At 57.3% G+C, this 22,953-nt stretch carries 21 protein-coding genes and 1 pseudogene; 11 read left to right on the forward strand and 11 right to left on the reverse strand.

The genetic code is table 11. The features are described from left to right. Position 1: 1 nt before the first annotated feature. From trbG to trbB, 8 genes and pseudogenes are all read right to left on the reverse strand, one after another. Positions 2-994, reverse strand: coding sequence for a P-type conjugative transfer protein TrbG (gene trbG, locus AC0L8G_RS15460; RefSeq protein WP_473385067.1), 993 nt, complete (start codon positions 992-994; stop codon positions 2-4). A 4-nt stretch (positions 995-998) separates the two neighbouring features. Beyond that, on the reverse strand, positions 999-1,691 hold the full coding sequence (trbF, locus tag AC0L8G_RS15465) for a conjugal transfer protein TrbF (RefSeq protein ID WP_473385068.1): 693 nt from the start codon (positions 1,689-1,691) through the stop codon (positions 999-1,001). A 3-nt stretch (positions 1,692-1,694) separates the two neighbouring features. After that, a pseudogene (gene trbL / locus AC0L8G_RS15470) lies at positions 1,695-3,019 on the reverse strand (P-type conjugative transfer protein TrbL). Positions 3,020-3,025: 6 nt separating this feature from the next. Then, positions 3,026-3,736 (reverse strand): P-type conjugative transfer protein TrbJ, encoded by a 711-nt coding sequence (gene trbJ / locus AC0L8G_RS15475; protein ID WP_473385069.1) that lies wholly within the window; start codon positions 3,734-3,736, stop codon positions 3,026-3,028. Positions 3,737-3,747: 11 nt separating this feature from the next. Beyond that, positions 3,748-6,207: a conjugal transfer protein TrbE gene (trbE, locus tag AC0L8G_RS15480; RefSeq protein ID WP_473385070.1), complete on the reverse strand. Its 2,460-nt coding sequence runs from the start codon at positions 6,205-6,207 to the stop codon at positions 3,748-3,750. After that, the gene (locus AC0L8G_RS15485) at positions 6,201-6,455 is read right to left on the reverse strand and encodes a VirB3 family type IV secretion system protein (protein ID WP_473385071.1); all 255 of its coding nucleotides are present in this window, start codon (positions 6,453-6,455) and stop codon (positions 6,201-6,203) included. Before AC0L8G_RS15485 ends, trbE begins: the two co-directional genes overlap by 7 nt. Beyond that, the gene (locus AC0L8G_RS15490) at positions 6,455-6,787 is read right to left on the reverse strand and encodes a TrbC/VirB2 family type IV secretion system protein (RefSeq protein WP_473385072.1); all 333 of its coding nucleotides are present in this window, start codon (positions 6,785-6,787) and stop codon (positions 6,455-6,457) included. Before AC0L8G_RS15490 ends, AC0L8G_RS15485 begins: the two co-directional genes overlap by 1 nt. Next, positions 6,784-7,731 (reverse strand): P-type conjugative transfer ATPase TrbB, encoded by a 948-nt coding sequence (trbB, locus tag AC0L8G_RS15495; protein ID WP_473385073.1) that lies wholly within the window; start codon positions 7,729-7,731, stop codon positions 6,784-6,786. The genes AC0L8G_RS15490 and trbB overlap by 4 nt, the downstream gene beginning before the upstream one ends. A 376-nt stretch (positions 7,732-8,107) precedes the next feature. Here trbB and AC0L8G_RS15500 point away from each other — a divergent pair, with 376 nt between their 5' ends. The 4 genes from AC0L8G_RS15500 (at position 8,108) to AC0L8G_RS15515 (ending at position 12,316) form a co-directional block, all read left to right on the forward strand. Then, on the forward strand, positions 8,108-8,398 hold the full coding sequence (locus AC0L8G_RS15500) for a hypothetical protein (protein ID WP_473385074.1): 291 nt from the start codon (positions 8,108-8,110) through the stop codon (positions 8,396-8,398). Positions 8,399-8,406: 8 nt separating this feature from the next. Next, the gene (locus AC0L8G_RS15505; protein ID WP_473385075.1) at positions 8,407-10,137 is read left to right on the forward strand and encodes a hypothetical protein; all 1,731 of its coding nucleotides are present in this window, start codon (positions 8,407-8,409) and stop codon (positions 10,135-10,137) included. 490 nt (positions 10,138-10,627) lie between these two features. Beyond that, the gene (locus AC0L8G_RS15510) at positions 10,628-11,044 is read left to right on the forward strand and encodes a hypothetical protein (protein ID WP_473385076.1); all 417 of its coding nucleotides are present in this window, start codon (positions 10,628-10,630) and stop codon (positions 11,042-11,044) included. A 417-nt stretch (positions 11,045-11,461) separates the two neighbouring features. Then, positions 11,462-12,316, forward strand: a complete 855-nt coding sequence (locus tag AC0L8G_RS15515) for a DNA -binding domain-containing protein (protein ID WP_473385077.1) — start codon at positions 11,462-11,464, stop codon at positions 12,314-12,316. A 273-nt stretch (positions 12,317-12,589) separates the two neighbouring features. On the opposite strand, the gene AC0L8G_RS15520 is transcribed toward AC0L8G_RS15515, so the two are convergent. The 3 genes from AC0L8G_RS15520 to AC0L8G_RS15530 are packed head-to-tail and all read right to left on the reverse strand — an operon-like array spanning position 12,590 to position 14,974. Further along, positions 12,590-13,705, reverse strand: a complete 1,116-nt coding sequence (locus AC0L8G_RS15520) for a hypothetical protein (protein WP_473385078.1) — start codon at positions 13,703-13,705, stop codon at positions 12,590-12,592. A 32-nt stretch (positions 13,706-13,737) separates the two neighbouring features. Beyond that, positions 13,738-14,304, reverse strand: coding sequence for a hypothetical protein (locus AC0L8G_RS15525; protein WP_473385079.1), 567 nt, complete (start codon positions 14,302-14,304; stop codon positions 13,738-13,740). Position 14,305: 1 nt separating this feature from the next. Further along, complete coding sequence (locus AC0L8G_RS15530) at positions 14,306-14,974, reverse strand: hypothetical protein (RefSeq protein ID WP_473385080.1); 669 nt, start codon at positions 14,972-14,974, stop codon at positions 14,306-14,308. A gap of 380 nt (positions 14,975-15,354) precedes the next feature. Here AC0L8G_RS15530 and AC0L8G_RS15535 point away from each other — a divergent pair, with 380 nt between their 5' ends. From AC0L8G_RS15535 to AC0L8G_RS15565, 7 genes are all read left to right on the forward strand, one after another. Next, positions 15,355-15,912, forward strand: a complete 558-nt coding sequence (locus AC0L8G_RS15535) for an antirestriction protein ArdA (RefSeq protein ID WP_473385081.1) — start codon at positions 15,355-15,357, stop codon at positions 15,910-15,912. Positions 15,913-15,917: 5 nt separating this feature from the next. Continuing rightward, positions 15,918-16,328 carry a helix-turn-helix domain-containing protein gene (locus AC0L8G_RS15540; protein ID WP_473385082.1) on the forward strand — a complete coding sequence of 137 codons (411 nt, stop codon included), beginning with the start codon at positions 15,918-15,920 and terminating at the stop codon, positions 16,326-16,328. 458 nt (positions 16,329-16,786) lie between these two features. Next, positions 16,787-17,344 carry an integrase arm-type DNA-binding domain-containing protein gene (locus AC0L8G_RS15545; RefSeq protein WP_473385083.1) on the forward strand — a complete coding sequence of 186 codons (558 nt, stop codon included), beginning with the start codon at positions 16,787-16,789 and terminating at the stop codon, positions 17,342-17,344. 7 nt (positions 17,345-17,351) lie between these two features. Further along, positions 17,352-17,495 carry a hypothetical protein gene (locus AC0L8G_RS15550; RefSeq protein WP_473385084.1) on the forward strand — a complete coding sequence of 48 codons (144 nt, stop codon included), beginning with the start codon at positions 17,352-17,354 and terminating at the stop codon, positions 17,493-17,495. Continuing rightward, on the forward strand, positions 17,492-18,652 hold the full coding sequence (locus AC0L8G_RS15555) for a tyrosine-type recombinase/integrase (protein ID WP_473385085.1): 1,161 nt from the start codon (positions 17,492-17,494) through the stop codon (positions 18,650-18,652). The genes AC0L8G_RS15550 and AC0L8G_RS15555 overlap by 4 nt, the downstream gene beginning before the upstream one ends. 126 nt (positions 18,653-18,778) lie before the next feature. Next, positions 18,779-19,714, forward strand: a complete 936-nt coding sequence (locus AC0L8G_RS15560; protein WP_473385086.1) for a HEPN domain-containing protein — start codon at positions 18,779-18,781, stop codon at positions 19,712-19,714. A gap of 60 nt (positions 19,715-19,774) precedes the next feature. Continuing rightward, complete coding sequence (locus AC0L8G_RS15565) at positions 19,775-22,738, forward strand: cold shock domain-containing protein (RefSeq protein WP_473385087.1); 2,964 nt, start codon at positions 19,775-19,777, stop codon at positions 22,736-22,738. The last annotated feature ends 215 nt before the right edge of the window (positions 22,739-22,953 follow it).

Genomic DNA, 22,953 nt, shown 5'->3' on the forward strand with positions numbered 1-22,953 from the left:
TCTAGCCTCCCGATCCGGCGGCGGCGCTCGGGCGGCGCCCCTTGCGCATGATCCGCACCACCGTCTGACGTTTTCCGCCGAGGCGCAGCTCCGCCGCGCGGAACAGCCGGTCGACCACATAATAGTCGCCGCGCATGCGATAATTGACGAGTTCGCCGTCGCCCCTGTCGTTGAGCACGAACAGCGGCGGCGTCTCGGTCGCAGCGATCGTCGCCGGCATCTGGATGAACACCTGCCGCCCGTCATCGAATACCCGCAACGGTTTCCAGTCAGGATCATCGCCAGTCATGCGATAGTCGAAATTGAGGCCGTCAAGCGCGAAACCGCGCTCCACTGTCGCGGCTTCGCGGGCGGCGGCAAGTTCATTGCGCAGCGCAAACCCGGCCAGCTCGTCAACCGGATAGCGCCAGGACAACGCCGCCATGTAACCGCTATCGACGCTCTCAAGCTCCAGATGATAGGTCCGCCGGTCAGTGGCGATCATTAAATTGGTGCGGACGCCGGCGCTGATCGGTTTGACCAGCACATGCGCCCGCGCGGTCAGCCCCGAACCCGAAACTGTATCGCCGACCACCCAGCGCACCGTATCGCCGGCGGATACCGAGACCAGCTCCTCACCAGGCTGCAGCGCCACATCGCTCACCTGGCCGGGGCTCCCATAGAGCCGGTAGAGCGCGCCTTCCGTGTACGGATAGACCTGAATCGCATTCACATAGCCGTCGACGGAAGGCTCTATCAGCGCATGCGCGCGGCCTTCCCTGATCGCCTCCTCCGGCGGGATTTCCGGTTTGGGGGATGCGGATTCGATCCGCTTCAGCTGCCCTGGCAGCGGCAGGGGCGTCGCTGTTTCCACAATCTTCAAGGGCCGGTCGAGTGTTTCCTCAAACGGGACCGCGCCGACAAATCCGACGCGATCAATCGCTTCGCCATCCGGGCGCGAGGCGCATGAGGCTGTCAGGGCAAGCGCAGAAGCAGCGAGCAGGAAACGCAACATGGGATCATTCTCCTGTGACAAGGTCCTGGCCCCAATGGAGCTCATGGACATAAAGGCCGAGAGGATTGGCGCGCAGCGTCGCCGCGTCTCGCGGCGGCTGGGTGACGATGGTGAACAGCCCGGTGAACCGCTCCGACGTCGTCAACGCGCCGTTCTCATAAGTTTTCTCGATCCAGCGGGCCTGGAAACTGTCGTCGGAAACGCGCACCACGTTGACAATATCCACCGTGCGGGATTTGCGGCCGACATCCGCAAAAGGATCATTGGCCTGCGCATAATCGTTGAGCGTCATCGCGCCGCGATCGGTTACGAAATCATAAGCGGCGAGCCAGTTCTTGCGCACAACCACCGGATCGACGGAAAGTCCGCGCACATGCTCGATGAAATTAGCCAGATGATGGGCGATCTGCGCGTCGCTCGGGCTATAACGCTCAAGCGCCGGCGCAACCGCCCGCGCAGCGCCCGTCTCATCCACCTCAACCACATAAGGCGTCACCACCGACCGCATCGAGCGCCACACAAGCGCGCCCGACGTCGCGAAACTCAATGCCAGACAGCCAAGCGCCATCAGCCGCCAGTTTTCCGCTTGCGCCCGCGCCGATCCGATCCGCTCGTCCCAGACCTGCCCGGCCTTCTGGTAAGGCGTCTCCGGGAACGGACTTTGCCCATAGCTCGCGGATGATCGCTTGAAGAACATTGTCTAGTCGTCCTTATCCTGAAGGTTCGGCGCCGCGCCGCCCGATCCGCGATCGCCATCGCGCAGACTGTGCGCCGCCATCTGGCCGGCTTCGCTGACGCCTCGCCTCGCCTGCATCCGCCGCGCCCAGGCCTCAGAAGAAGCGGGGCTCTGCGACATTGCTGATTGTGTCGACGCTGAAGCGCCAGGAGAGGCGCCGCCGGCAACGCTCCATGCGCCCGCGCTGCCGCTTGCATAGGCTTGCCGGATCGCTTCCGCGGGGCGTGATGCGGTCCGGCGAGATCGCATCGCCGCCCGCCCGGGCGACCCCCGCGAGACCAGCCGCCACCGCGCCGGCGCCAGTTGCTCCGGCGGCGACCGAACCGAGCGCATAGGAGCTGCGCGCCGCCCCCGCCATGGAAGCGCCGGCCTTGACGGCGTTCGATGCGCCGCCCGCCGCCGCACCGATAGCGGCCCTTGCGCCCATGCCGGCAAGGTATGTCCCCGCCATTACACCCGCCGCTGCGCCGGCTGCTGAGCCTGCGCCGAGTTGCGGCGCGCCGCTGATGAGACCCGACGCAACCCCCGGCGCAAAAATCCCCATCCAGAAGAAAACCAGCGCCGCCAACACCGTTCCCATCACCTGCGCCAGGGTGACGTCATCGCCGGTCGTGAATGCATCGGTGACCGAGGCGAAGAGCGTCGAGCCGATGCCGATGATCACCGCCATCACCATCAGTTTAACGCCGGAACTGATGACATTGCCGAGCACGCGCTCGGCAAGAAACGCGGTTTTGTTCCACAACGCGAAAGGCACAAGCACGAAGCCCGCCAGCGTCGTCAGCTTAAACTCAAGAATGGTGATGAAGAGCTGGATCGCGAGGACGAAGAAAGCGATCATGATGACGCCCCAGGCGATGAACATCACCGCGATCATCACGAAATTCTGGAAAAAGGCGACGGGACCGGTCATGTCGCCGATCTCTTCCAGCAGGGGCTTCGCCGCATCAAGACCGACGCCAGCGATGAAGCCGGGACGCAGCAGATCCTCCGCCGTCATTGTCCCGCCGCCCGCGGTGATCCCGAGCTGCGCAAAACTGTTGAAAATGATCGCCGCAAGCCATGAGAAATTGCCGATCACGAAGGCGAAAAAGCCCACATAAAGCACCTTCTTCAAAAGCCCGGCGATCACATCGGCGTTTTGCGACAACGCCCAGAACAGCCCCGCCAGCGTGATGTCGATCACGATCAGCGTGGAGGAGAGATACGCCACATCATCCGCGACGAGGCCGAAGCCGGAGTCGATATAGGCGATGAATGTCGCCAGGAATCTCATCGATCACATCCATCGCCGGTCAGTTCTCCAGAAATGTCTTGGTCCGCGCCCGGGCGCGCGTTTCTTCTGCAAGCACGCGCGCCCGATCAAGCGCCTCGGCGCGATATTGAGCCGCCAGCATCGCTTCCATCTGCATCAGCTGCTGGGTTTGCAGCGCCTCGATCTGATTGCCCGCCTGCGCCGCCTGCAGCGCGCCAGCCGCGCTCTGGCTGCGATCGATGAGACCGGTAATTGCGGCCGCATCCATCTCATTGTCATCAAGCGCAGCGGCCAGGGTCATCAACGCATCGCGCCAGGCCAAACGCGAGTGGCGCCAGCGCGCCCGCGCATCCGCCGTCAGCACCGCCTGCGACGGCGGCGCGTCCCCATAGCTTTCCGGATAAGCCTCATCATAGGCCGCTTCGATCCCGTCCACCTGGTAGCCAATGCCCTGCGCCGCTTCCATCAGCGCGGAAAGGCGATTGATCCGCTCAAAGATGATCGCGTCGGCGACATTGACGGGCAGACCCTCAAGGTTGCGGGCCATGTCCTCCAGCATCGCAATTTCATGGGCGAGCTGGCGGGCCTGCTGCTCAACCTGCTGAAGCGCGCGCGCCGCCTGCAACACATTCTGCGCATGGTTTGTGGGATCATAAACAACGCCGCCGAAAAACTGCGCCGAGGCGGGCGACGCCGTCGCGATGCTCAGCGGCGCGGCGCAGAAAATGATGCTGGCAAGGATGCGTTTCATGGATCAGGCTCCTATTCGGCGGCGACGGCGTGAGAAAGAGTGTCGGCTTGCGGCGAGGACGCGCCCGGCCAGCGGCCAAGCAGGTCCGCAGCCCAGACGAGGCCCTGATCGCGCAACCAGGCCTCAGCGAACCCCTCTCCTTCGGTTTCCGCCCACACCCGGTCGAGACGCCTTTGGTCCGCAGCAGAGCCGGCGCCGCAAAAGGCGAGCGCGATGGGCCCGAGCGAAAGTTCGAATACTCGGCGGCCCAGCGGCGACTGATAGTAATAATCGCGCTTCGGCGACGCCCTCGAAATCAATTCAATCTGACGGTCATTGAGACCGAAGCGTTGATAGATCTCGCTCGATTGCGGCTCCCGGGCGCGCTCATTGGGCAGGAATATCCGCGTCATACAGGACTCGACCAGCGCCGGCGCAATCGTGCTGTCTGCAATGTCTGCGAGAGACTGGGTCGCAAAGACCACGCACACGTTCTTCTTGCGCAGCACCTTCAGCCATTCGCGAAGGCGCGCCGCAAATATCGGGTCGCCAAGAAACAGCCAGGCCTCGTCGAGAATGAGCAGCGTCGGCCGGCCGTCAAATCGCACTTCAAGACGATGGAAGAGATAGGTGATGACCGGGGCGACCGCGCCGCGGCTTTGCATCAGCGCCTCCATCTCGAAACACACCATGTCGGCGAGCGCTAGGCTGTCATGATCGCCGTCAAGCAGCCGCCCATGGGGGCCTTCCAGCGTGAAAGGCTGCAGCGCCGCCTTGACCTCTTCATCCTGCGCCATCAGCGAAAGTCCCGTCAGGGTACGCTCGCACGGCGGCGCGGAGCTGAGCGCGCGGACCGCCTCCCACAAATTCGCCTTCAGATCAGGCGTCACCCGCAAGCCCTCCCCGGCGCACAGCCCGGCGAGCCAATCCGCCGCAAATCCCGCGCCTCTCTCCACGTCGATGTCTTTGAGCGGCTGCAGGCTCGGGCGCGCCGAACCGCCGAAATCAATATAGGCGCCGCCCATAGCCAGCGTCGCCGCACGCGCCGAGCGGCCCTTGTCGAAAATGAAGATCTGCGCGCGCTCATAGCGCTTCCATTGCATCGCCATCAGCGACAGGAGCACCGACTTGCCGGCCCCCGTCGGGCCGACGACGAGCGTATGGCCTACATCGCCCACATGCAGATTGAACCTGAACGGCGTCGCGCCTTCGGTCTGCGCCTGGATCAGCGCCGGCGCATTGAGATGACGATTTTCAGCTTCGCCCGCCCAGACCGCCGATAAGGGAACCATATGCGCAAGGTTCAGCGTGTGCAAAATCGGCTGGCGCATATTGGCGTAGACATGGCCGGGCAGGCTTCCGAGCCAGGCGTCGACGGCGTTCAGCGTCTCGCGGATCACCGTGAACCCCCGCCCGTTGATGATGCGCTCCGCGATACGGATATGTTCATCCGCGACGCGCCGGTCTTCATCCGCCACGCTAATGGTTGTGGTGACATATCCATAGGAAACAAGATCGCCGCCCAGCTCCTGCAAGGCCGCGTCCGCGTCGGCGGCCTTGTTGTCGGCGTCCGTATCGAGCAGCGCCGATGGTTCGTTGAACATGGTCTCGCGCAACACCGCCCCAATGGATTTGCGTTTGGCGAACCAGTGACGGCGCTTGCGCCTCAGTACTTTTTCCGCATCCGCCTTGTCCATGGCGATGAAACGCGTCGCCCAGCGGTAGGAAAAGTCCTGCCGGTTCAACTCATCCAGAATCCCCGGCAGCGTCGACGCCGGAAACCCCAAAATGGTCAGCGTCCTTAAATGCGCGTCGCCGATCATCGGTTCGAGACCGCCCGCAAAAGGCTCATCCGCGAGGATCGCGTCCAGAAACACCGGCAGCTCCGGCGCGCACACTGGATGACGCTTCGTCGAGATGCAGGCGTGCAGATAGCTCAGCGTCTCATCATCCGAAAGGCGCACGATGTCGTCGAGACAGGTCGAAAGAAGGTCAAAGACACGCCCGGCCTGTTGCTGGAAACCCTCCAGCCGGCGCCGCCATGTCGCGGACTCCTCCGCATGCGGACGTTGGATCAGCGCCTTTTCAGCACTCGCCGCCGCATCAGCCGGCGGCAGCCAGAGCAGCGTCAGATAATAATTGCTTTCATAGCGCGCGCCGGCTTCGTCCGCCTGCAAGGCGCGCTCCATATCAACCAGCCAGGAGGCGGCGTCGGAAAAGTCGCTCATCGGATAGTCGCGCGCCTCTTCGCGCACCGCTTCAAAAAACAGCGCCCAGCCGGAGCCGAAGCGGCGCAACACATTGTTGACCTTCGCCGTCACCGCAACGAGCTGGTCTTGCGTCGAACTTTCAAGATCAGGCCCGCGATAGCGAAACGTCGTCTGGAAGCTCCCATCCTTGTTGAGGACCACCCCCTGGGCCGGCATGCAGCCCCAGGGAAGATAATCGGCGAGCAGCCGCGGCGTTTCGGCATATTCTTTGAGGTTCAGCATGAAAGATGCTCCCTGTGCCGCACAGAGCGCAACGCAACACCCATAAAATCCGGATCGCTTTTCGCCATCAGCACAGCCGCCGTGTGCCCGAATGCCCACAGCGCAAGCCCCGGCAGCCACAGGCGCAGTCCCAGCGCGAGCGCTGCGGCGAGCGTGCCGATGGCGATGGCCGCCCCGCGCGGCGCGCCCGCCATCAGGATCGGCTCGGCGAGCGAGCGATGGACAGGGATTTCGAAACCTTCCGCCATTAGACGAGCGCCCCGCCGCCAAAGGAAAAGAAGGTCAGGAAGAAACTCGTCGCCGCAAAGGCGATGGAAAGACCGAACACGATCTGGATCAGCTTGCGCAAACCGCCCGACGATTCCCCGAACGCCAGCGTCAGGCCGGTGATGGTGATGATGATCACCGCCACAATGCGCGCGACCGGGCCTTCAATCGAGGACAGGATCTGATCAAGAGGGGCTTCCCAGGGCATGCCCGAACCCGCCGCATCGGCCGGGCCGGCGAGAACCATTGCAATGGCGATGCACGCCGCAGTTTTCATGTTTCGCTTTGCGGTCTGCTTGTGGTCATGGGTCATGACGCGTCTCCTTGGCTGACGAGGGAAAGAACGGGTTGAATGAGCGGTTCGGCGACATAGCCGTCGGCCCCGTGACCGGTGACCCGCAACGCGTCTTCGACCCGGCGCGCGCCGCCGACGCGGCTCATGAAGACCACCACGTCGACAGCATCCGCAATGAGCGCGCATGGCGCATGGCGTGTCGCCTCAAGCGTCAATTGCTCAAGCCGGGCGAGCGCGCTCCGCGCGGAATTCGCATGCAGGGTCGTGATCCCGCCCGGATGACCGGTGCTCCACGCCTTCAACAGATCGAGCGCTTCGCCGCCCCGCACCTCGCCGACAATAATCCGGTCAGGCCTCAGGCGCAGGGTCGATCGAACAAGCTGCTGCAAGCTGACATGATCACGCCGCGTTCTCAGCTGCACCAGATTGGGGGCCGAACATTGCAGCTCGCGGGTGTCTTCGAGAATGACAAGACGCGACGTCTCGAAGGCCGCTTCCTTCAGGATCGCGTTCGCGAAAGTGGTCTTGCCCGAGGATGTTCCCCCGGCGACCAGAATATTCTCGCGCGCCTCCACCGCCTCCCGCAGCGCCTCGCACAGATCGAGTGAAAGCGCGCCTGCCAACACATAGTCCCCAAGACTGAACGGCGTGATCGCGGGTTTCCTGATGGAAAAACACGGCGCCGCCGAAACTGGCGGGAGAAGTCCTTCAAACCGTTCGCCGCCGCCGGGAAGTTCAGCGGAGACGATCGGTGAGGAGCAGCTGAAGGCTTCTCCCGCCCCCGACGCGACCAGGCGGATGATCCGCTCCCGGTCGGCGTTTCCAAGACGGACTTGTGAAACGGCAATCTCCTGGCCCGCTCTCTCGATCCAGACCGACCCGTCCGGATTGGCCATCACCTCGGTCGTCTCCGGATCGGCGAGCGCGTCCCGAATGACGGCGCAAAAGGCGGTGCGCAGCATGGCGCCCCGTCTCGCCTCCGTTTCGTTCCTTTGCTCCGCCTCGCGCATCTCCAGCCTCTCTGACTAGTTCGTCCTGACAGGGAGCATTGCGGATCGAAGGAGGCTTGAGAAGTTGGAATAGCGGCCATTCTGCACAGCGTCGTGCAAGGCTATGCAATTTGATGAAATAGGCGGAGATCCGGCTGCGTTCTCGAGCGGAAGGCAACCTCCCAATTAGATAATGGTTTAAATGAGAGCGGCCTCGCAGAATTTATATTCAAAGAACCTGCCCGCCAGCGCCTTTTTACTTGCATTTCTCACTAAAGCCGCCATTCTTTTATCGTCTAATGCTCTACATTGTACTTTAATCGAGATCCTTATTTGTGAGGGGGCGACAATGGCCGCAGAAGAACAGTTTTTCGACATTGTGGGTACAGAAGAAGATTTAGCGAAAATCCGCGCGCTTTTGGAGAAGCACAAAGAAGCTGAGCTCGGCGAACCAGAAGCCTACGAGCTTGGCCCAAGCGAACTAACCGGTGCAGAAATCATCGTTGGCCTAAAGATAGCGGTATTGTGCCTCAAGGCTGGCGCCGCTTCAGCGGCATTGCTTCGCGAAATCCTAAAACTGAAGGCACAATCAAATTCTATGCAGGTGCGCGACGGCAAAACCCATAAACCTATCGAATAGCGCGCATCATGCCTGCCTTCGCGCTTCTTGATCCGGCATCACTCACTGTACGATGGGATTACGGACAGCTTGCCGCCGCGCAATCCGCGTTTGCGACCATCGATGCCAACGCACCAGATTATCAGCTCCTGACTAGACAATTCGAACTTAGTAGTGCTGAATTTGATGGCTTATTTAGTCGCGTTGAGGATGACGACAAAAAGCGTGTCGGCTTCTTATGCTCTATGCAATGGCATGAGCAGCGCCACTTTCTAGACTTTGTTTTAACAAATTATGGAGCGAGTCAGTTTCGGAGCTATCTTGAAGCGTATTGCAGCTTCGATAACCTTAGAGGAATGATGAGTGATGTTGGGCCAAACGTTGCTTTTCCGCTAACTCTTTACGCTGATCCGATCCGTGTACGTCGACTCGGTGCGGCGGCCCCCTCAGACCGTCTTATTGAATATGCCAGCCAACTGAAGCGTCGACGCAGCTTTTTTGATGGCGACCATATTTACGCCGCTCTCGATAATCGCAAAATCTTTGTCGGGGGTCCCGCACAATTAGAAGCTTTGGCGTTTTACGCCCAGATAGCTGTAACACAATCGGTTTTCGAACCGTCTCTTTCGAAAGCGATCTGGAGCGCAACACCACACGCTATACGTACTGCTGAGATTACTCGTTCAATCGAAGCAGTATGCGCGATTTACGGTATCAAGGTTATGCGTCCCGGCCCTCAAGACCAAATGATCATGGATCTACGGTTCGTTTTCTCTCTTCTGACAGCATCCTTAATGTGCCGACGTGCGAATTACCAAAGGGAGCCGAGCCCTCTCGAAATCGCGCGCGGAAACCCCTCCTCGCGCCTCATTAAACTGCTTGAGCACTTTCAGGCTGAGGGATTTGACGGCAAGGTGTCACGTAGCCTTGAAGCATGGGAGCGTGTTGAAGAAGCGTGCCAAAACATTTGGGGCGCAAGCTCAACCGACGAGCTCGACGCCGATGTAGCTTTCGAGGCTCAATTTTTTGAGGCTATTAAGGCCCGCGGTCAAACCCGTGATTTTGTGCTAAATATATGTGAAGATTACCTCGCTTTGCGGCGGCGCCTTGCGCACCTTCTTCGCAACGATCCCGAAATGCTGGTTGAGCCCGGCATGTATCAGTATATAACGCGATTTGATATTCGACCGGCCCAAGTGATTTGCTTTCGCAGCCCCCTTGGTAATCCGCCGCCGGACAAAACCATACTATTTCCTGGTGACGACTTCTTCGGCAAAAAGGGTGCAGCCGCACTCTTAGTGCAACCCAAAACGGACTCCCCAGAAATCATTGGTTTTCATAGGCATGAAGACTGGCGCAATGTGATGCAGAGTTTGGCGCCGGTCACGAAACTCGCACGAAACGGCAGGCGCGTGCGAAGTTTGCTTGATATCGAGCTACGCATTGCAGAGCATCATCAACTCGCAAGTGACGGCTTGGCGGCCCAATTTGAGCCCTCTTACGAATTCCCATTAATTGATCGAGATGCTTCATTATATTTCGATTTGCGTGGGCTTACAAAATGCCGCTGTGATTTTACGTCCGAAGAGCTGGGCCGCGATGAGGCAATCCTATTGTCGCCTTGGGATTTCATTGCCTTTCCTAGCTTACGTGAACATCCAATTCTCGGAAAAAATGCGACAATGATTATCGAAAATATGGAGCATGGCGACTTTGGACTTTGGATGACGCATAAGCGCTACATGTATCTGCTCAAATAGATAGCATGCCATTTCGGTCAGTAAAAAAGCCGCTGAATACAAATCGCAAGCATAAGGAAATGTGCTTAGTGCCGTTTCCAAGACAACACGCAGCCACAAAGCGCCGCAGCAAAAAAATCAGTGGTTGATATTATTCGCCCAATATCCAAAATACGGGGTGCGTCTGGATCGATTTCGGCACTCCGCATACAAGCTTAAGCATTGATTACATCGTGCTTAATTGATCAGTCGGGTGATGCGTTACGCAACCCAAATTGGCGTACGGGCGTATTTGATGTCAAATCGCCACTGCGCAATGTAGAGGTTGTGTTTTTGTCAGTGCAAGCTCTATCCAAACTTTTTCACAACATGACCGATACATATATTTGACGCTGATGATGCCGAAATTTTTCTTGCATGCCGCTGATCGGTTCGCGAAGATGAGGACAAACACCCGGCGCCATCAAAAGAAATCGCCTGACTTTAGGGGGCGCAACATCAGGGGCAAAACATGCGAAATACGCAAATCGTGCCCCCCGTCGATGCGGATGCGCTCGCATTCGTCTTCCCGTTCTTCCTGGACTTCATGAGCGCCCTCGCGCCCGACGAAGAGCCGCCCGAAATCGACGCCGTCTCCATTTTGTCGGCCCTCGCCGCACGGCTCCCCGATCGCCCTCCGGGCGAGGTGGTCCATATCTTTCGCCGTGCCTGCGCGCTGTATGAATTACTGGACCGGCTCATTCCGGAAAACAGCCCCGGCTCTGAACGCGCGCCCATAAACGTCGACGAGATTCTAAATCAGCTGACGCCCGAAATCTTCAGAGCCGCAGCGCGCTTCAATCTCGTCGAGATGACCGACAACGACCTTGCCTTCGCAGCCCCGGACTGGGACGCCTTCCGTCAAGCGAGACAGGACAGCGCGACATAGCGGGGGAACCGTTGGCCAGATATCTCCGTACACGGCCTCTTTGACATTGGCTAATCCGTTACGGTGTTGCAAGGGCCGACGCGTCGCCGGCGACCCTTGGGCTTGAGATTCCCAGTCACGCTATGCACCGGTGAATGGGCGGCTTTACTCAGCGCGACGATGAAGCCTGACATCGCCGCGCCGCATACAGAAACCAGCGGCGAAGCGCAAATGATCACCGCATGATGCAGGCCCGGGAATGCGCTTCTCGACGCACTGCCGCCGTCGAGCCGGAGAGCGGCGCCGTCAGTTTATTGCGACTGGGGCGCTATAGTCAAAAAAACCGCTCTTTACATATATATACTGAATATTTCAAGGATTATATTTGTAATATACTGGCACCGGACTTGCCTTCCCCAAATCAAGGAGGGCTGCCCCATGAAGCGCTTTACCCTTAACACCAACGCCGATCTCGCGCCCTATGATTATCTCTGGCGGCTATCGCCCGACCGGTGGGCCTGGGAGTTCTTAAGGCGCAACCCCGAATTCCGGCGCGACACCGGTTTGCGGCCAGGCGATCTTGCATCGCCGCCGGCCCGGCTTCCCGGCGTCCGCCTGCGGCGCGCCGCCGCCCCGCAGACCCTCGCCGAACGGTGGGGGCTCGTCTTCATGCCCGATCCAGATCGCAACGCATATCAAGCCGACGCCGTGTGGAGCCCTGGCGCCTTTCCCGATCAGGTGGAGCTGATCTGCGCCCCGCGCGCGCCGGGACAACCTTGCGAACTCTGGGACCGGACCTTTCCGGCTTGCGCTGTCACCCATATCACCGATCCGGTCGGCCGCGAATTCCTGATCATTCAGCGCGCCTGCTGCGCCGTTCAATTCCGCTGCACCGGCCTGTCGCTTCTCGGACTGGAACCCGTCCACATGAAGCTCGCCATCTCCGGCGTCGAAAACTACGACAGACGCGTCAGGATGCAACGTGCAGCCCTCGCCCTTTACGGCGAGCCGCCCGACCTTTCCATGCCGCGCTGGAGCAAAACCACCGAAGTCCTGCGCAACGCCCTCATCACCCTCGATTGCCTCGACATCGGCATGAGCCGGCGCGAGATCGCCGTCGTTCTTTATGGCGCCGAGCGCGTGCGCGATGCCTGGACCGGGCCGTCCCTGAAACACGCCATCCGCTATCTGGTGAAAAAAGCCGAATCCCTGCGCGCCGGCGGCTATCTCACAGAACTGCTGGGCGCGGACCGGGCGGGACCGCACGCGGCGCCATTCGGGCAAACGCTTTGACCGCGTTCGCCGCTGGTGATGCAAACGCCAAACCAGCCATCTCAATGGATAATCAAGAACGTCAGAGTCTTGGTGATCAGTGATTTTAAAAGCAGACAATAACCGGCGGTTTGTAATGTTCACCCTCTCCGCACTATTCCGTATCGCTGCCATTCAATATTAGCGCAGCATTTTGTCCACTTGGGCGTCGATTTTTCATTCAGTCATTCATAGACGCGCCCACATCAGCTTTTTTTAATTTCCGATGCTCTGGAGTGACGCCTCGACAAGCCGCTACTGCAGTTGCGCTACACAGCTGAAAGAATCTGCTGACCACGGAGCTCCATTCCAAGATGACTCCACGCCAGGCGACAACAGCGCCAAAATCGGATCTGACACTTTCCCGCCCCCATTGCTGCATTTTTGAAAATCCGACTGAACCCCCTTAACAAACAATCCGGCAGCATTTCCGCACACCGGCGGTGCAGAGCGTCCGCCATGCATCTCCGCCGCAACTGCCAACAGTCGGTACGGCGCACTCAGGTAATTGGGAAATTGGATGAGTTGATATTGGCCGCCGCTATCATCGACACGGTAGGAATAACCAGTTAACGCTTGAAATGCGGCGATTTCAGACGCCGCGCGCCGGACAAAATCGCTAACATCATTATTCAAACCTTCTAATCGGTCTGCGTTGTCCACCAATCTACGGATACGCCTTAGCGCACAAACATCAGCCTTGAATTCGGAAACATCGATACTTTGTGGGCAGAAAAGTGTTCCTTGCCGGTGCTCTTTCAATATCAAATCAAGAATGCCCTCCTCTTCAAGTCTGCCGGCGGATTTAATAGGACATGTCTCCTCTTCAAGGTGACCCGCTTCGTGGCCTAATAGCGGCGTCAGCGCCAATCGCGCGATGGCCTCATAGACAAGATAAAAGGTCGCATCATCATCGGCCTCTTCGACCGCCAGGACGGGTAAACTGTCAAGTTCCGCCATTCGTCGTGCGAACTCTTCAATTCTTGGTTCAGCGCCTTGTCTGTCCGCAAATCGAAAGGCTGTTGCGGGCATGCGCTGATCCGTCCGGTAGAAATCCTCATATTCGACGAGACCTCTTTCGTGATATTGGAAAGCATACCATGCGGCCGCGCGCAAAATTCGCTCTAGCGGTTCAACTTTGCACATTAAAGCGAATCCGCCTGCGAAGCATGTGGCTTGAACTGGTAAATCGTCACAAGTGCCGCGTTTGACGCCAATGTTCCCTGTTCCCCCAATTGCGTCAGCCATCGCTCTTAAAATGGAAACATCCCAAATGGAGCGCTCGGCGCGCGGCTCATCATAACACAAGCGAACAACATAGTCTGGCTGGGCCCGCGCAGCACCAGAACTCAGCGCCCATAAAATCAACATGGCCGCAACCCCGTGCGGTATCAAAGTATGCTTCATTTTGCTGGCCCCAAAAGCTCGACCCAAACATCCCGGCACAAAGCGTTATGCGCCGATACCGCTGTTTTAAAGTCGACCAAAGTCTGCCCCTCTCTACCGGATAGGTAATCCAGGCGTTCCAAACTGTCAGCGCATGCCTGCATTCGTTCGCTCGCAACCGATTGAACGATAGTATCATGAGGCGTTGGAAGCGCGCCGGAATTCACCAGTGCGATCAACACCCCTGAACAAGCTGTAACAAGCGCTGTCGAGATCGAAGCGATCAATGTTCGTCGCTTCCACTTGTCTTCAAGGGAAAGCTTTTGAGCTTCAAGCAGATCCTTGGCGAGAAGGTCTTCTGACTTTGGCAAACGAATTACGGCCTGGACAACACCTTCTTTAACGCTCGAAACAAGCACTCCTTCCGCAGTCGCCTCAAAGTGATCAATATGAGCGCCATCCAGCGTCAGAACCTGCTCAATCCTTGCGTTGGGCACGATTTTCATAATTGAGCTGTGAAAAAGGCTGTGGTTTTTCGGGTCTCTTTTCAGGACCTCCAAACCGGTTAGAGTCGTATTGGACATATCAGACGCCCCCACAGTCTATTCTGCGTGCAATCTCGTCTTGCAAATCGGCGACATTTAGCTCTTCAAGTATGGTTTGGAGAGCGGGCCACTCATGACGGGCGCCATCATTGGCGTAAAAGAATAAGGTTGCGCGCGCTCGTTTATCCTCTATTCGCACACGGTAGGTGAATTCAAGAAAGCCGCCCAGACCCGAACGATCAGCCAACATCCTAGCGGAATTTGGCGAGGTCGTTCGCCGTACGATTTCCAGGCCCGCATCTTTTGCCCAATCCGCGAATGAGGCTTCCATTTGCGCCGTACAGACCGGGATTTTTTCAGCCAGAAGGTTCTGAAAGTAACTGACCGCTTCGTGACCACCGCCAATGCTGGGATCATCTGGGTCCGCCGGAAGCCGCCAATCTGAAACAACGCCTACGCTCGTAAGCGCTGAACGCTGCATCACCTCGATCTCATCGAAACTCGGCGCGTCTGGATCAGTCGCTGGAGCAACGCCAGCACCGGAACTTTTTCCGCAGCCGGAGACGAGAACAATGACTGCGCCAAAAAAGCCAAAAAGCCACGAAAACTTTGTTTCATTGAAAACTCCGTCTGTTGCGCACTCTCTGTATTCGCCAATAATAGTCAAGTTTGAAGCTAGTTGTTTAGATTCTTGAACTTCGTACTTCAATTACGTCGCTTCAGTAAAAAGGGGGCGCCTGACCAGGCGAAACTATCCGATCTTCGGATTCACGAGCTCTTTGAGCTCGTTACATCAAACAAGCCGCCAAACATCTGCATTCCCTCCCCATCCTGAACCAGGCCGCTCGGTCTCCTGAAACACGTCAATATTGTCGTCCCTGGGAGTCGGGCGCGGGCGGGCGGCGCTTGTGCCGGAGCGCGGCCGCTGCGCAAGGGGGCGGGTCTTTGTCGTAAAGGATCGTCTTGAGGTCTCCTACCTACAGCGCCCCTTGCGCCGCGTCCTTCTGCGCTCCGGCTTTGGCGCCTTCTCGCCGCCCGCCCCCGCCTCCCTGCGGGGAAAAACGGAACGGGCGAGAGAAGGAGACCGCCATGATTGATCGCACCGTCGCGCCCTCGGAACCAGCCGCGCCAGCGCCGCCGCACCGTCCCCGCATCTATGCCGCCTGCCTCGCCGCCTATAATAACGGCTTCCTGCACGGGCGCTGGATCGAGGCGACCACGCCAGACGAGATCAACAACGAGGTGCGCGCCATGCTGGCCGCCTCGCCTGTTCCGCAGGCGGAAGAATGGGCCCTGCATGACTTTGAAGGATTCGAAGGCGCGAACCTTTCCGAATACGCCTCCTTCGAAACCGTGTGCGCCCTCGCCGACTTCATCGGCGAGCATGGACGCCTCGGCGCAAGGCTCTATGAGCATTTCGGCGAGGACCTGGACGAGGCGCGCGCCGCCTTCGACGATTATGCGGGCGCGTTCGAATCCCTCGCCGACTTCGCCGAAGACCTGACCCGCGAAACCGGCCCCGAAATCCCCAAAGCCCTCGAGTTCTATATCGATTGGGCCGCGCTTGGCCGCGACATGGAGTTGAATGGCCAGATCCTCGCTTTCGAAACCGGCTTCGACGAAATTCAAATCTTCTGGGCGCAGTGACCGCCATGGCGGACGCCGACACACTCGCGACCCCCGCCTGCCAAGCCCGGCGCTGCGACCTCGCCATCGGAACGCGCCTGCGGGAGGCCAGGCTTGATGCGAGAAAAACACAGGACGCGCTGGCGCAAGCGCTCGACGTCTCTTTTCAATCGATCCAGCGCTATGAGCGCGGCGCATCCATCGGCGCCGGCCGTCTCATTCGCGCGGCCGACGCGCTCGGCGTCTCGGTGACGTTCCTGATGCGCGACCTCGTGGAAAGTGACGGCTATCGGCTTGGCCAGGACCGCACGCGCGACGAAATACAGGCCGCGCGCTCCCATGACGCCTGCCAGGCGGCGCGGCTGATCGATGAATTGCGCGAGCCCGACCTGCGACACAGCCTGCTGTTGATCCTGAATAAGCTGGCCGCGAAATAGACGTCGGCGGCAGCTTTATCTCTTTTTATTTATCCGTGTGATGACGGTTTTCGCCCGGCGATCTGGAAATTGCGGACGCCGCAAGGATGAATTCGCATATGACGCAGCCACTGCTAAAGCCCCCAGAAATTCCGGGCGCTGGCTGTCTGGCCCCAGGCCGGTAGGCGCCGTGAGGTGCATAGGGTGTGATATCTGAAACGTTGTAGCAGGAACCCTTAAGGGGTTTCTTTTGGGCTGATGCGCTGCGGACGCCGGTTCGACAGCGCGAGGGATGCCTTTTTGCAATCAATCGGTTGCACGCAGTTTCCATCCATTCCGCGAGCGCTTCGGGAGCCCGAAGCCGCTGACGAATTCGCGCACGGCGGCCGGGACACTGCTTCCCGTGCATTGTCCACAGCGCTTTCCGGGACACCTGCATGACCCATGTCCAACCCCGGAAAGCGTTGGGAGATATTCTCATGCAGGAGACCAAAAAGCAGACGGCCAAGGAGTATTTCGAATGGGACGATCAGGTGACGGGACTTGGCCTGCGCATTCGTCCGAACCAGCGGTCCACCTGGTGCGTCCAGCTGCGCCACGAAGGACGCACGCGAAGGCGGTCGCTTGGACCCGGCGACGCGATGACCATCGAGGATGCAAGAGCGGCGGCGCTGGCCGTCATTGCCGCCATCACCGGCGAGGCCGACATCCTGAGGAAGAGCCCGCATCGAAACGCCAGCGTCGCCCGGTGCGCCGAAGCCTATCTCAAGCACGGGGCCGCAAGCTGGAAGCCCGCCACCTTGCGCACCCATCGCTATACAGCGGTCCGCTACATCAATCCGGCGCTGGGGGACCGTCCCGCCGCCGCGATCACGCCGGACGACGTGACGCTCTGGCGCACGGGGCTCGGCAAGAGCCCGGACACCTGCAATCGCGCCCTTGCTGTTCTCTCCGGGATCATGCGCCATGCGGAGCTGATCGGCGTCCGGCCAGCAGGGTCTAATCCGTGTCAGGGAATCCGCCGCCAGGGCAGTTGACGATCCGGTGCTCGCCGACTTCCTTGGCCAGCAAAAGACGCTGGCCGAATATGCGCTGGAGACCGGCCTTGACTATCAGGCGCTCAAACGCCGCCTCGAAGATCACATGAAGGCGGTGCAGGCGAAGCTTGGCATGGAGGCGTCGTCATGAAAAACACGCCCCGACTGCTCACCGAAACGACGGCGCTCGCCGCCAGCGCCCGCAAGCGCGAATACGCCATCCCGGACAGCCGCCTCAAAGGGTTCGCGCTCCGCATCCTGCCGTCCGGCGTCAAATCCTGGACCCTGCGCACCAAGGTCGACGGCAAGCACCGCCGCATCACCATCGGCCCTTTTCCCGGGATGGAAGCGGAGGCGGCGCGGGCGCGGGCTCACCAAATCATGGCCCGCGACGCGCCGCCTCCTGCGTCTGTTTCCAAGGAAGACAACAAACCCGCCATCACTTTCAAAGCGCTTGCGCAGCATTATCTGAAGGCCAAGATTCCGAGCTGGCGACCGTCGACCGAGCGGAGCTTCCGGATTTATCTGAGAGCCCAGCTCATGCCAGCCTTTGGAACAAAGATTGCGGGCAAACTTACGACGCCGGAGATCGCCGAGTGGTTCTTCGCCTATTCGGCGAGGCGGCCCGGCGGCGCCAATCATGCGCTGACGTATTTGCGCTGCGTCCTGCGCTTCGGTCGCGAGCAAGGCTACCTGCCGCGCAATGCGCCGGATCCGTCCTATCCGATCCGGCGCAATGTGCGGCCCTCGCGGGGGCGTCTCCTCAACGCCGAGCAGCTCGCTAAAATCGGCGCATGGCTCGACGAGCCGCCAGAACGCTGGCGTGACGTCGCCGACGCGATCCGGCTCCTCATCTTCACCGGATGCCGGTCGGGCGAGATCACCCGGCTCAAATGGTCGGAAGTAAAGGAAGACCGGCTGCGGCTCGACGCCACGAAGACCGGCGCGCGGGACGTGCTCCTCTCCAAACCCGCGCTCGTGATCCTTAAGCGGCGCAAGGAAGCGATCCTGCACACCCGCTTCGTCTTCCCCCACCGGGACGACTGGCGCCGCCCCATGAGCGATATCGACAGCCCGTGGCGGCGCATCCGCGACCGGATCGGCCTGCCGGAAGACATCCGGCTCCACGATCTCCGGCACACCTACGCCAGCCACGCCATCATGAGCGGGGAAACCCTCGACATGGCGGGCCGCCTCCTCGGGCATAAAAAGCCCGCGACCACGGAAATCTACGCCCATCTTGACGCCAGCTATCTCGCAGAGGCCGCCGACCGGGTCTCAGGAATCGTCGAAGAAATGATGAAATGAAGTAATTGTCCCCGCGCTCTGGCGATCCCGGTTCGAAATGCAATAGAATCCGGTATTTAGGCGCGGGGGCTTCTCTCCGCCGCCAACAAGCCTAAGCCTAAGCCTAAGAGGACCCGAACTGCCATCATGGCCCCGCTGCAGCACATGAAGACGAGCCTCGATCACCTGCCTGAGAAGAAGCAGCGCGAACTCGCGCGCATCCAGGAGATCCTGTTCGAGGAATTCGATCTCGCTCGCGGCAAGAACAGCCAGAAGGAATACGACAAAAAAGGCCGCATCCTCAAAATCGTTCTCTTCGGCTCATACGCCAGAGGCGACTGGGTCGACGAAGCCGGCAAGACCGCCAAGGGCTACCAGTCCGATTTCGATCTCCTCGTGGTGGTCAACTACAAGCAACTCACCGACATGGCGACCTACTGGTACAAGGCCGAAGACCGCATCATCCGCGACAAGGCAATCAAAACCCCCATCGGCCTCATCGTTCATTCCCTTGGCGAGGTGAACGACAAGCTGGCGCAGGGGCAGTATTTTTTCGTCGACATCGTTCGCGACGGCATCGCGCTTTATGAACTGGAAGGGCATCGGTTTGTTGAGCCGAAACCTATCGATAGCGAAGAAGCCTATGAGTTAGCCAAAGGATATTACGATCAGTGGAGCGAGAGCGCCAAGCAGTTCATTTTCTACTTTGAAGATGCAAAATCTCGATCTTGGAATAATAAAGCGGCATTTTTTCTTCACCAAGCGGTCGAAAATCAATATACTGCGTACCTCCTAACAACAACGCTATACAGTCCATCCACACACAACATTCGAAAACTACGCTCACTAGTTGAAGAGATGGACGAACGGTTTCGTGAAATTTGGCCCGATGAGGACAAGATTCAACGAAGAAGCTTTGAGCGCCTGAAAGACGCGTATGTCAAGGCGCGGTATTCCAAGCACTACGTAATCGCTGAAAACGAACTCGTGTGGCTTGGTGAGCAAGCAAATCAACTAGCAAAACTTGTGAACCATCGGTGCCTGGAGCGCCTACAAGCTGCGAAGCAAGAGCCGCTACGATAGATACACAAGGGCCTGGGCAGTTTGCGAGTTTGAGAAGTCGAAAATATAGGACTGCATGAAATGAAAGCGCCAACAACTATCGATGATGCGTATGCAGTTGCCAAAACAATTGCCGATCAAGCAGCGGCAAATCATAAAAATATAGCGACTGAAGAAGACGCGAAAATTCAAATTATCAATCGTATCGTTACAGAATGTTTAGGCTGGTCATTTGATGATATAAGCGCCGAAACGCGCCATGCCAACGGCTATTCGGACTACGTGCTAAAACTGCAGCACACGCCAGTGCTAATATTCGAAGCGAAGCGACTCGGGTTACTCGAAGTCCAAACGACAGAAACCGCTCGGTCGAAGGAGCTAAAGATCGCTGGCCCCGGCCTAAAGAAATCGCTCGACGGCATAAACCAAGCTTTTTCCTACGCAGCCCAGAACGGCATTCCCGTCGCCGTAGTAACCGATGGCAATGCGTGGATTATTTTTAAAACTTTTATACCAGGCGCAGACTTTAGGTCGAAGGAGGCCATTGTTTTTCCAAGCATGCAGGCTGTGCTTGGCGATTTTTCAAGGTTTTTTGAACTGATATCGAAGGCAAGCGTAGCATCGAAACTTTACAATTCGATTTTCGATACCGTTCACCAGAGCAGACTATTGCTAACGCAAAAACTGGTCGCCGCGATTGAAGAAGATCAGATAAAGATTGCACCGAAAAATTCACTCGCGTTCGACTTAGAGCGAGTATTCTCCGTCTTTTTTGCCAAGCTAACCGGCGACGAAGACGACAATCTCTTGATCGAATGTTTCGTCGAAACAAAGGAAAGCCGGATTGCGGATTTTTCGCTCGAAAAAATGACGGCAGCAGTATTAGGAAACATCAACCCCGCTGCAAAAGATGTCGACGATCAGCTAGCCGCTTTAATCAAATCCAACGTTGAAGTGGAATATTCGCCATCAGAATCCGGGCAAACAATTTTTATTGTGGGGCCCACTGGCTCTGGCAAAACAACATTTCTGAATAGGTTTTTCAAAAAAACTTTAGCTCAATCATTGCAGCGCCAATGCGTTGTGATGCGCATTAACTGTCTAGATTCCACTGGAGACGAGTCTACAGTTGTGAACTGGATGACGGAAAAACTTATCCGCTCACTTGAAAAGCACAATTATAAGTCCGGCTCACCAAACTGGGAGGAACTCAGAGGACTGTATTATTCTGAATACAGTAACCGACGAGAAGGCGCCAGCGCCAAACTCTATGCGAATGACAAACAAAAGTTTTATGAAGAGTTTGGAAAGTTTCTTGACCAGGCGGTGGGCGCAAACAGAGAGGAGTATTTGAAACGACTACTAACTGACACAGTCGCAAACCGGAAAAAGCTCCCAATACTGGTAATTGATAACACCGATGAATTTTCTGAACTGTATAAGCGCAGCGTATTTCAGTTTGCTCAATCTCTGCGGCGTAACATAAATCATTGCCTCGTTATCTTTCCTGTCACGGATAAGTCCGCTTGGGCTTTTTCAAAAACCGACATTTTTGGAATCTACAGCTCAAAGTCGTTTTTTCTCCCGACGCCGTCACCGAGAGACGTTTTTGAAAAGCGCGTAAATTACATCAAACGTCGATTGTCCGATGATATCGACATAAATGAAAGACGGAGCTATTTTTCGCGTCGCGGAATAAAGATATCCATCGAAGACTTAAGCGGCTTCGCGAGAGTGTTGGAAGAAGTTTTTGTTGATCACGACTATACGTCAAAAACGATCGGTGAGCTGACCAATTATAACATACGCAGAACTCTTTTGCTCTCACAGAGAGTTATAACATCATCAGTCTTCAAGATTGAAGACCTATTGAAATCGTTTGTGACCGGAGTCCCAATTACGCCCAGCTATACAGGGTTTCTGAATGCCTTGCTGAGGGGCGATTACGAGTTGTACCGCAGAAGCGATGATCACCAAGTCTACCCAATCTTTTCTTATGATTCAAAACTCTACTATTCGCCACTCTTGGCGCTTAGAATTCTCTCAGTGTTAAATGCTGCGCGCTTAGGAAATCGCAAGATCGAGGATCAACATCTAAGCGTTCAATCAATAGTTGACTATTTTGATTCGATAGGCATCGCTGAAGGCGCCGTCGATAACGTACTCGGTATGTTGCTTGAGGCAAATCTTATCGAACCCTACGATATCTCCAATAGAACCCTTTCTCCTAGGCAAAGGTTAGCCATCACCTCAAGCGGCATAGCGCACTTGCGGCTTGCTAGCACAAATCAAGTTTTCTTTGAGCAAATGGCCTTGACTACACCAATTGCCGATCACGACGTTGCGGCGAAAATACGCGGCGCATATCAGTCATCGCGGAACTTTATCGAGCGGATGAGCCAAATTCGAAAATTATTTCTGGATTATATATTAAGCGAGGATGCAAAGCTCGTTTCTACAGATATTGAGAAAGAGCAGTACGACAATCAACAAGCGCTCCTGCAGGGACTAAAGAAGTTTGATGTGTTTGGTCGTGAGACCGATAAAGACCAACTTTTAGCTATTGGTGATCAATATCGGAGCGGGCTAATTGCAAAGGGGGTTATAGTTACGGTTGATTGGTACAATGACGAAGTGGGCTATGGATTTGGCGATGCCGAAGAGTTTGATGTTCAGGTTTTCATACACGCGAAGGTGCTACAGGCGTATGGAACAAACCGTGTCTCTGACGGTGATGTTATTACTTGCGACATCGCTCGAAACGAAAAGGGGCTAAATGTTGGCAACATTACCGACATAAACACCAACGATAGCATAGTAGAGACTGTTGATGCGGAAATCGTAAAATTATATGTGGAACGAGGATACGGTTTCATAACTTTTGATGACGGCCACAGAGATGCGTTCTTTCATTTGTCGGTCGTGCCGAAAGCCGAAAGGGATAAACTTAGTATCGGCACAAAATTGACAGCCGACGTTTGGCTGGACCCTAAAGGAAAAGGCATGCAAGTTAAACGTATGCGAACAATTTATACTCAAAACTGAGCTATTTAAATGTCCAACCTGCCCTACAACCTTCCGTGAGGTTGGTTAGTTGCAAGTCGGACCCTAGTGGCCATTGCCCGCCTGGAAGATTCCGCTCATGCCTCGAAGGGGGCGTCCGCTTGAGTGTCGCAGCAACACGTCCGCTATTCTCGGGCACTATGACTTGCGGACTGCTCAAGACCTATAGATTAGTAGTTGCCGAGCCGCCAACATTC

The sequence above is a fragment of the Hyphococcus sp. D3-15 genome (assembly GCF_055809375.1).